The following is a 7,932-nucleotide window of genomic DNA, read 5'->3' as shown; positions in this document are numbered from 1 at the left end:
CTCAAGTTGCTGGGGTGTGGGTTCTCTGAGCATGGTGCAGTCCATTTATTGACCATGCAGCAATTAGATCAAACCCCGAGATCGGCGTCCAGGGGTTTGTCATCAGTCTGACGCCCCATCTGGGGCGTTTCTACCAACAACCGCCATTACATGGCGTTGGTGGATTCGAAGATCTTGTCGGCGGAGGCTTCGACAACCTTAATCGGAAAGAACTGATGCAGCTTCGCTCATGATATAAGCGATCTGTTCTTCACAATTTTTGTTGCTGAAGATCTTGTAGGTGGAAAGATGCGGCAGTCTGATTAACATGGATCTCTTACCTTCTCGTTCGTACCAACGGATCTGATAAGTCACCCGACCCCAACCGATCTGAGCTCGATGCTCTGTACCAATCTGCTGATATCCTTGCTCCGCCAGCAAGTGATGCAGTTCATCAAATACTAACTTTGAAATAGTGATATAAATGTCACTGTGTACCAGCCGAAGTCGCTCTGCCCAAAATAAACGCATATGTTCGATAATCAACGGCTTATTCTTTAGCATCTGCCAATTAGGCGACCGAACTGGAATATAGTTGGTCATCAAACATCCATCCATCACGTCCTGATAGGTGGAACCGACAATTTCCCCTAGTGGGGAAAAAAGGCTACGCATCTGCTGCTGGAGCGGCGCTTCTCCTGCGGGCGCCCCCCATGACTCATCGTAATAAGCACATTTCCCTTCACTAGAAATAGTACCTTCCGTCCAACCACTACCACCTGGATTCAAACCAAAAAAAGCGATAGGATAACGCGGCATCAACATATTTTCATATGGACCGAAGAGAAGTCCCCACCCCAAACTGTTATCACTTAACTCATACAGCCGCTCGATATAAGAAGTCATAGCTTTTTTGTCATTCAATACTATCATTCATTTCTCCTACGCCCATCTGGCAGCGAAACAACACTTATATTTAACCAAAGAAAAGTCAATATTAAACCCTGCTAAAAAATCGTTTTTTTAAACCAGGATAACCCCAACCGAACTGTAAATTAATTCTAAGCACACTACAATTATTTTTCATACATCGGAAAAGAATAAAAAATCAATATGACAGACATTTGAAAGAGACTGCAAGTTATCAATACCAACTATTCCCGCCGATGTATTTCTCACTGTGAAAAAATTCCAGCGAGCAGAAGGGCGTGATGTGATTTTAATAAGAATCGCCTGCAAAGCGATGTTGTGAATGAACATTCAGTTTTCTATATTTGGATTGTGGCGTCATCCCTCAATTACTTATTAAGTAGCTTTTGCAAAATGCCTTATTGTAGCTATTCCTAACTCCATTTTGTGGCGTGCAGATGAATTGGCTGAGTGAACTATGATATTTGGTGGTGTAAAACCATGAATGATGACCTCTTCTTCTATCCACAGGATAACATCATAACCTGTCCCCCTATTATCATCGCCCAAATCATGATCGAGACTAATCTCCGAAACCATGCCTGTTTTTAGCCATTCGATCGCCTCATCAGGCCAGAATACTCTAATCCAACCTTCAGGTGCTTTCCTTTCATCATCCAGATACAGTTTCATATCATCCAGCTCAATTAATTAGATGAAACATATGAGTGTTTGAAATCAACCCCAAGACCCAACTTCATATCAACGATATCTACTTCATCCGACCTGGCCAATAAAACTACTTGGCCTGCATCAATGTCATTACCAACCATTGCTTATTTCATCGAGCAGGCTAGCCATTCCACTGTTGGCCCCTTCAACGACCTGCTCACCTGGAAATGGCAGATGAGATGACAATCGCGGCTCTGGGTTGATATAGTAGACCTTGGCCATAGGATTAATATTACCCAGCAGAGAGTGAGCGGGTTCAACCAGTAAGCTGGTACCGATAACTACCACGATATCAGCCTCGCAGAGCCAGCGGCGCGCCTGTTGATACCCATAAATTGTTTCGCCAAATAGGATAATGTCGGGGCGCAGCTGCGCGACAGTGCGCGGACAACGATCTCCCACATTAATATTCTTATACCACGATAGGCGATATTTGGGGTGGCGAAACCCTTTGGGCACGACAAACTGAATAGAACCATGCAGATAAATAACACTGTGGCTCCCAGCCCTTTCGTGCAGGTCATCAATATTCTGGGTGATGATCTTGACATTGTATCTTTGCTGTAGTTCAGTAATTAAGTAATGAGCTCGCGAAGGAAATACTCTCAAGATGGCCCTTCGCCGCTGGTTATGAAAGGCCATGCATTCAGCCAGATCTGTTCCTAGGCTACTCACTTGAGAGTAACGAATATTATTGCTTGGATGCCAGAGCCCATTTTCCCCTCTGAACGTGGGTACGCCACTCTCGGCAGACAAACCGGCACCAGTCCAAAACACCATGTTTAGTTGACTGGTTTCATTTCGATTATCTATTTGCATGCTTTTTTTTTCGATGACGACGCTGATGCCTTAGCGCATGGGAAGATACAGAACTCATTGCGACTCCTTAGGCGCCTGAGCCACCACTATACAGTCAACGCGTTATAGTGGTGAAATAGCCACGCTGAGGTGATGAAATAGAAGATCTCGGCTGCTCTGGAAAAAATACAGGGTTAATAACCCTCTCTTATTTGATCTTGCATGACCAGTAGGCCTATCCAATCCAGGATCTGCACCACCCGGAGAATGCGGAATGGAGCCGGTGGTTCTTGCTCCAGCGAGCACTCAATACACCGGTGAACCTGTAGTATTTTTCGCTGATATCATCAATACTTCCGAATAAATAGAATGGCGCTATACCACTCGTATAAGGAAGATTTAGAAGCCTTCAGATAGTCAAATCGGGCTGAATTGGATAGCCCTCGTATCATGAAAACGCCTCCGAATGGAGGCGTTTCTTTGTATTTCAACCAATTCAGCCGGGCTATATGCTCTGATCACATGGCGTTGGTGGATTCGAAGATCTTGTCGGCGGAGGCCTCGACGAAGCCCGGGTAGAGCACCCCATCGGCCTGCGGGTAGCGCCGGGCGAACTCGTAGAAGCAGCTCGGTATGGTGCGCACGCCGTCGCTGAAGGGCACCTCGGCCTTGTCCGCCATGGTGGAGGACTGCTCCAGCATCACCTGGGGATCCCCCTTCACCTCGCCCCCCACGGTGTTGAGCACGAAGCCCGCCGCCTTCAGGGCCGAGTTGACCTCTTCTATGGTCTCAAAATCGCTCAGGCGGTTGATGTTGACGGTGAAGTGGTTGGCACGATAGCCCCAGGCCGCCATCCAGGCCGCGTACTCGCTCTCCGCCAGCAGGGTCTGGTAATCACTCCAGGAGACCTGCCAGGGGGCGCCGGCGTAGAGGAAGGCCGGGGTGTCGGTCAGGTGATCGGGCACCTGATCCGCCAGCTTGTGGATGATGGCCTGGGCACCTTCCGAGAGCTCTTCCACCTTCAGCTCGCTGATGAACACCTTGGGTGCGTCCGGATCGGCATGTTCGAAGTGCTTGGCATAGAGCTTCTTGGCCTTGAACACATACTCGCCCTTCTCCTCGTACCCCAGGGCACGGAAGTGGGCCGCCAGCTTCTCCAGCCCCAGCTTGGGCAGGTTGTAGGTCCGAAACGCCACGTGATCGTTGATGATGGGGGCGCCGCCGCCCAGCAGTTGATGAACCTTGTGGGCACTGGGGGTGACTTGAATGTAGTTGTCCCACAGATGGCCAAACAGGGTCTCGATATCCTTTTGCATCTCTCTTTCCTTTGATTGCGGGTACAGACAAGGGCACCTGTTCAGTGCCCCTCTTTTATTTTCTTGTTATCAGAAGGTCAGACCGGGGGTATGACGCAGTCGTCGGCGGCGTTGGGCCTCTCCTGCCACATCAACCCCCTCCTTCTCGATTAGAAGGTCAAACCCGGGGACAGCTGATCCGGCATGGCGGCCTTGCTGTCTTCCACAGAGGCAACCGGGTACGCACAGTAGTCGGCGGCGTAGTAGGCGCTCGCCCTGTGGTTCCCGGAGGCACCTATGCCGCCGAACGGGGCGGCACTGGAGGCGCCGGTGATGGGCTTGTTCCAGTTGACGATGCCGGCACGAATGCGCTTGAAGAAGTGGTTCCAGTCCGCCTCGCTGTCGCCGAGCAGGCCGGCCGAGAGGCCGAAGCTGGTGGCGTTGCCCTGGTCGATGGCGGCATCGAAGTCGTCGTAACGAATGAGCTGCAGCAGCGGGCCGAAGTACTCTTCGTCAGGCAGTGCTGCAACAGCGGTCACATCGATGATGCCAGGAGAAACAAAACCGGTGCCCGCTTCCAGGTGCTTGAGGGTGAGCAGGCTCTCGCCACCCAGCGCTTGCAGGTTCGCCTGTGCGGCCACCATGCCCAGCGCCGCGCGCTCGCTGATCATGGCCCCCATAAAGGGTTGCTCGGCGGCGTCATAGAGGCCGACCTTGATCTGGCCGACCACCTCCAGCAGCCGTGTGACCAGGGCATCGCCCCGCTCGCCGCGCTCGACAAACAGACGGCGGGAGCAGGTGCAGCGCTGACCGGAGGTGATGAAGGCGGACTGCACTATGGCATGGACCGCGCCATCCACATCGCTCACGTCTTTCACGATGAGCGGGTTGTTGCCGCCCATCTCGAGGGCCAGGATCTTGCCAGGCTGGCCGGCAAACTGCTGGTGCAGGAAATGGCCGGTGCGCGACGAGCCGGTGAAGAAGAGGCCGTCGATGTCCGGATTGCCCGCCAGCGCCTTGCCGGTCTCCACTTCGCCCTGCACCAGGTTGAGCACCCCCTTGGGCAGCCCCGCCTCCTGCCAGATCTTCAGCATGGCCTCGGCCACCATGGGGGTCAGCTCTGAGGGTTTGAACACCACGGCGTTACCGGCGATAAGCGCAGGCACTATGTGACCGTTGGGCAGGTGGCCCGGGAAGTTGTAGGGGCCGAACACGGCGACCACGCCGTGGGGCTTGTGACGCACGAAGGCCCTGGCACCAGGCATGGGGTTCTCGACCGTGCCGGTGCGCTCGTCATGGGCGCGGATGGAGATGGCTATCTTGCCCTGCATGGCCGCCACTTCGGTGCGGGTCTCCCACAGCGGCTTGCCGGTTTCCCGGGCTATGGTCAGGGCCAGCGCCTCCTTGTGCTCGCCGAGCAGATCGGCATAGCGGCGCACTATGGCCAGACGATCCTCGAGGGCCAGATCGGACCAATGGTAGAAGGCCGCGCGGGCCGCCTTGACGGCGGCATCCACCTGGGCTGCGCTCGCCGCCTCCCCCTGCCAGATCACTTCGTTCCTGGCCGGATCTTTTGATTCGAACGGCTTGCCTTCACCGGCCAGCCACTGGCCATCGATAAACTGGACTAAAGACATCATCAATTCACTCCCTGTGGTGCACAGGCCGCCTCGGCAGCCTGTTTCAATGCGGTGATATGGACCCGTTATTCCAGATCGACGACCCGAACCATGTCGCCACTCTCCACCTTGAGGGCGGCCGCCATCTTGGGCGGAATGATGGCTTCGTGCTTGTCCAGATCGACCCGGATGTTGCCGTAGCAGGCGCGGTACTGTTCAAACTTGGCGTTGCAGACGAGGTAGGTGTGACCGCCGATGGGCTCACCCACCAGCACCGCCAGCTTCTGGCTGCGGCGCACGCTGCGGATGTGCTTCACATCGCACTCGACGGTGGGGCCGGCATCGAAGATGTCGACGTAGCCGCGGTTCACGAAGCCCTCGTCCTGCAGCATCTTGATGGCCGGGCGGGTCTTCTCGTGGGTCTGGCCGATGACGGCCCGCGCCTCGTTGCTCAGCAGATTGACGTAAATCGGGTACTTGGGCATCAGCTCCGCGATGAAGCGCTTCTTGCCGATGCCGGTGAGATAGTCGACGGTGGGAAAGTCCATCGAGAAGAAATGCTTTTGCAGCCACTCGTAGAAGGGGCTGTGACCGTTCTCATCGGAGACGCCGCGCATCTCGGCGAAGACGGTCTTGTCAAACAGCTCGGGGTGCTCGGCCATGAACAGGAAGCGGTGCTTGGAAAGTAGGCGGCCATTGAGCCCCTCGCGGGCACATTCGCGCAGAAACAGGGTGCACAGCTCGGAGTTGCCTGTGTAGTCGTTGGAGAGGGTGAGCGTCTCGACCACGTTGTAGATGCCGAGCTTGGGGGAAGAGTGCACCACCTTGCCGATGTGGTAGTTGTAAAACGGCTGGGACAGGCCGACCGCCGCGTCTATGGCGCAGGTACCGACCATCTCGCCGGTCTCCAGATCTTCTGCCACGAAGAAGTAGAGGCAATCACCCTTGCCGGCGGGCTTGTCCAGGAAGGTCTGGGTCGAGGCATCGATCTTGCGTTGCAGCAGTTCATCGTTGACCGGCAACGAGGTCATGCCGGTGCCGGATTCGATGGCACAGGTCTTGAGGCCGGCGAAGTCGCGCTGCTCGATAGGGCGGATAACCAACATAAATGACAACTCCCTTTCATTGACGACAGGTGGGGTCCCGGCTCCTGCCGGGAGGGCTCCCCACCTCAATTAGGATCAGGCGTTAACCACCTGGGCAACCGCTTTCTCGAACCGTGCCAACCCTTCCTTGATATCCGCTTCCGGAATAACCAGTGACGGTGCGAAACGCACCACGTTAGTGCCTGCCACCAGTGCCATCAGCCCCTGATCGATGGAGGCCAGCAGGAAGTCGCGGGAGCGCCCCTTGAAGTCATCGTTGAGCACGGCGCCGAGCAACAGGCCCTTGCCACGCACTTCACTGAAACAGTGGTACTTGGCGTTGATGGCCTCGAGACCGGCGCGGAACAGCTGCTCGCGCTGCTTGATGCCGCTCAGCACTTCCGGGGTGTTGACCACGTCGATCACCGCCTCGGCCACCGCGCACGCCAGCGGGTTGCCGCCGTAGGTGGAGCCGTGAGTGCCCACTTTCAGGTGAGCCGCGATCTCGCTGGTGGTCAGCATGGCGCCGATGGGGAAGCCGCCGCCCAGCGCCTTGGCGCTGGTGAGGATGTCAGGCGTGACGCCCAGACCCATGTAGGCAAACAGCTCGCCGGTACGGCCGACCCCGGATTGCACCTCGTCATAGACCAGCAGGGCATTGTGCTTGTCGCACAGCTCGCGCACCCCCTTGGCAAACTCGTCGGTGGGACTGATGATGCCACCCTCCCCTTGCAGCGGCTCCATCACCACGGCGCAGGTATTGTCGGAGATGACGGCAGCCAGCTCCGCCAGATCGTTGTAAGTCACATGGGTGATATCGGCGGGCTTGGGACCGAAACCATCGGAGTAGGCGGCCTGGCCACCGACGCTCACGGTGAAGAAGGTACGACCATGGAAACCCTGATGGAAGGCGATGATCTGGGTCTTGTGCGCCCCGAACTTCTCGATGGCATAACGACGGGCCAGCTTGAGGGCGGCTTCGTTCGCTTCGGCGCCGGAGTTGCAGAAATAGACCTTGTCGGCGAAGGTGGCGGCGACCAGCTTCCTGGCCAGGCGCAGGGCCGGCTCGTTGGTCATCACGTTGGAGAGGTGCCACAGCTTCTCGCCCTGGGTTTTCAGGGCTTCGACCAGCTTGGGATGGCAATGGCCCAGGCCATTGACGGCGATCCCGCCGGCAAAATCGACATACTCACGGCCTTCCTGATCCCAGACACGTGACCCTTCACCACGCACCGGGATGATCTTGGCGGGCGCATAGTTGGGAACCATCACTTCATCAAACACTTCACGTGTCACTGCCAACAACTCTGACATATTGCTCTCCTTCGATCTGGCGACAGAATAATCCACCGCTCAAAAGTTAAATCCATGTAAACACATCGGCATTGTCACAGAAAAAAAGCTAAAAGTCTGCAACAAAGCAAGTTACAGGGAACAATGTTCGATTGCCCGTGAGATTTTAGGCAACCGCATTGCATAACGGCTCAGGGGGTGTTGGCAAGAGATAATTTGGAC

General features: G+C 55.4%; 7 protein-coding genes. All 7 read right to left on the bottom strand.

The window, feature by feature from the left end:
- Window positions 1–198: 198 nt before the first annotated feature.
- A complete protein-coding gene (locus ACB030_RS08515; RefSeq protein WP_371159033.1) occupies window positions 199–912 on the bottom strand; it encodes a hypothetical protein in 714 nt (237 codons plus the stop codon).
- A 372-nt stretch (window positions 913–1,284) separates the two neighbouring features.
- Window positions 1,285–1,581 carry a cyclic-phosphate processing receiver domain-containing protein gene (locus ACB030_RS08510; protein ID WP_371159031.1) on the bottom strand — a complete coding sequence of 99 codons (297 nt, stop codon included), beginning with the start codon at window positions 1,579–1,581 and terminating at the stop codon, window positions 1,285–1,287.
- A 129-nt stretch (window positions 1,582–1,710) separates the two neighbouring features.
- Entirely contained in the window at window positions 1,711–2,439 is a 729-nt protein-coding gene (locus ACB030_RS08505) for an NAD-dependent deacetylase (protein ID WP_371159029.1), read from the bottom strand.
- 497 nt (window positions 2,440–2,936) lie between these two features.
- Window positions 2,937–3,734, bottom strand: coding sequence for a DUF1338 domain-containing protein (locus ACB030_RS08500; protein ID WP_371159027.1), 798 nt, complete (start codon window positions 3,732–3,734; stop codon window positions 2,937–2,939).
- A gap of 149 nt (window positions 3,735–3,883) precedes the next feature.
- Entirely contained in the window at window positions 3,884–5,353 is a 1,470-nt protein-coding gene (gene astD, locus ACB030_RS08495) for a succinylglutamate-semialdehyde dehydrogenase (protein ID WP_371159025.1), read from the bottom strand.
- 65 nt (window positions 5,354–5,418) lie between these two features.
- Window positions 5,419–6,438: an arginine N-succinyltransferase gene (gene astA, locus ACB030_RS08490; protein WP_371159023.1), complete on the bottom strand. Its 1,020-nt coding sequence runs from the start codon at window positions 6,436–6,438 to the stop codon at window positions 5,419–5,421.
- 75 nt (window positions 6,439–6,513) lie between these two features.
- Window positions 6,514–7,731 carry an aspartate aminotransferase family protein gene (locus ACB030_RS08485; protein WP_371159021.1) on the bottom strand — a complete coding sequence of 406 codons (1,218 nt, stop codon included), beginning with the start codon at window positions 7,729–7,731 and terminating at the stop codon, window positions 6,514–6,516.
- Window positions 7,732–7,932: the final 201 nt, after the last annotated feature.

Source organism: Aeromonas sp. S16(2024) (genome assembly GCF_041403065.1).
Classification (GTDB): domain Bacteria; phylum Pseudomonadota; class Gammaproteobacteria; order Enterobacterales; family Aeromonadaceae; genus Aeromonas.
This window is presented reverse-complemented; position numbering and strand designations above follow the sequence as displayed.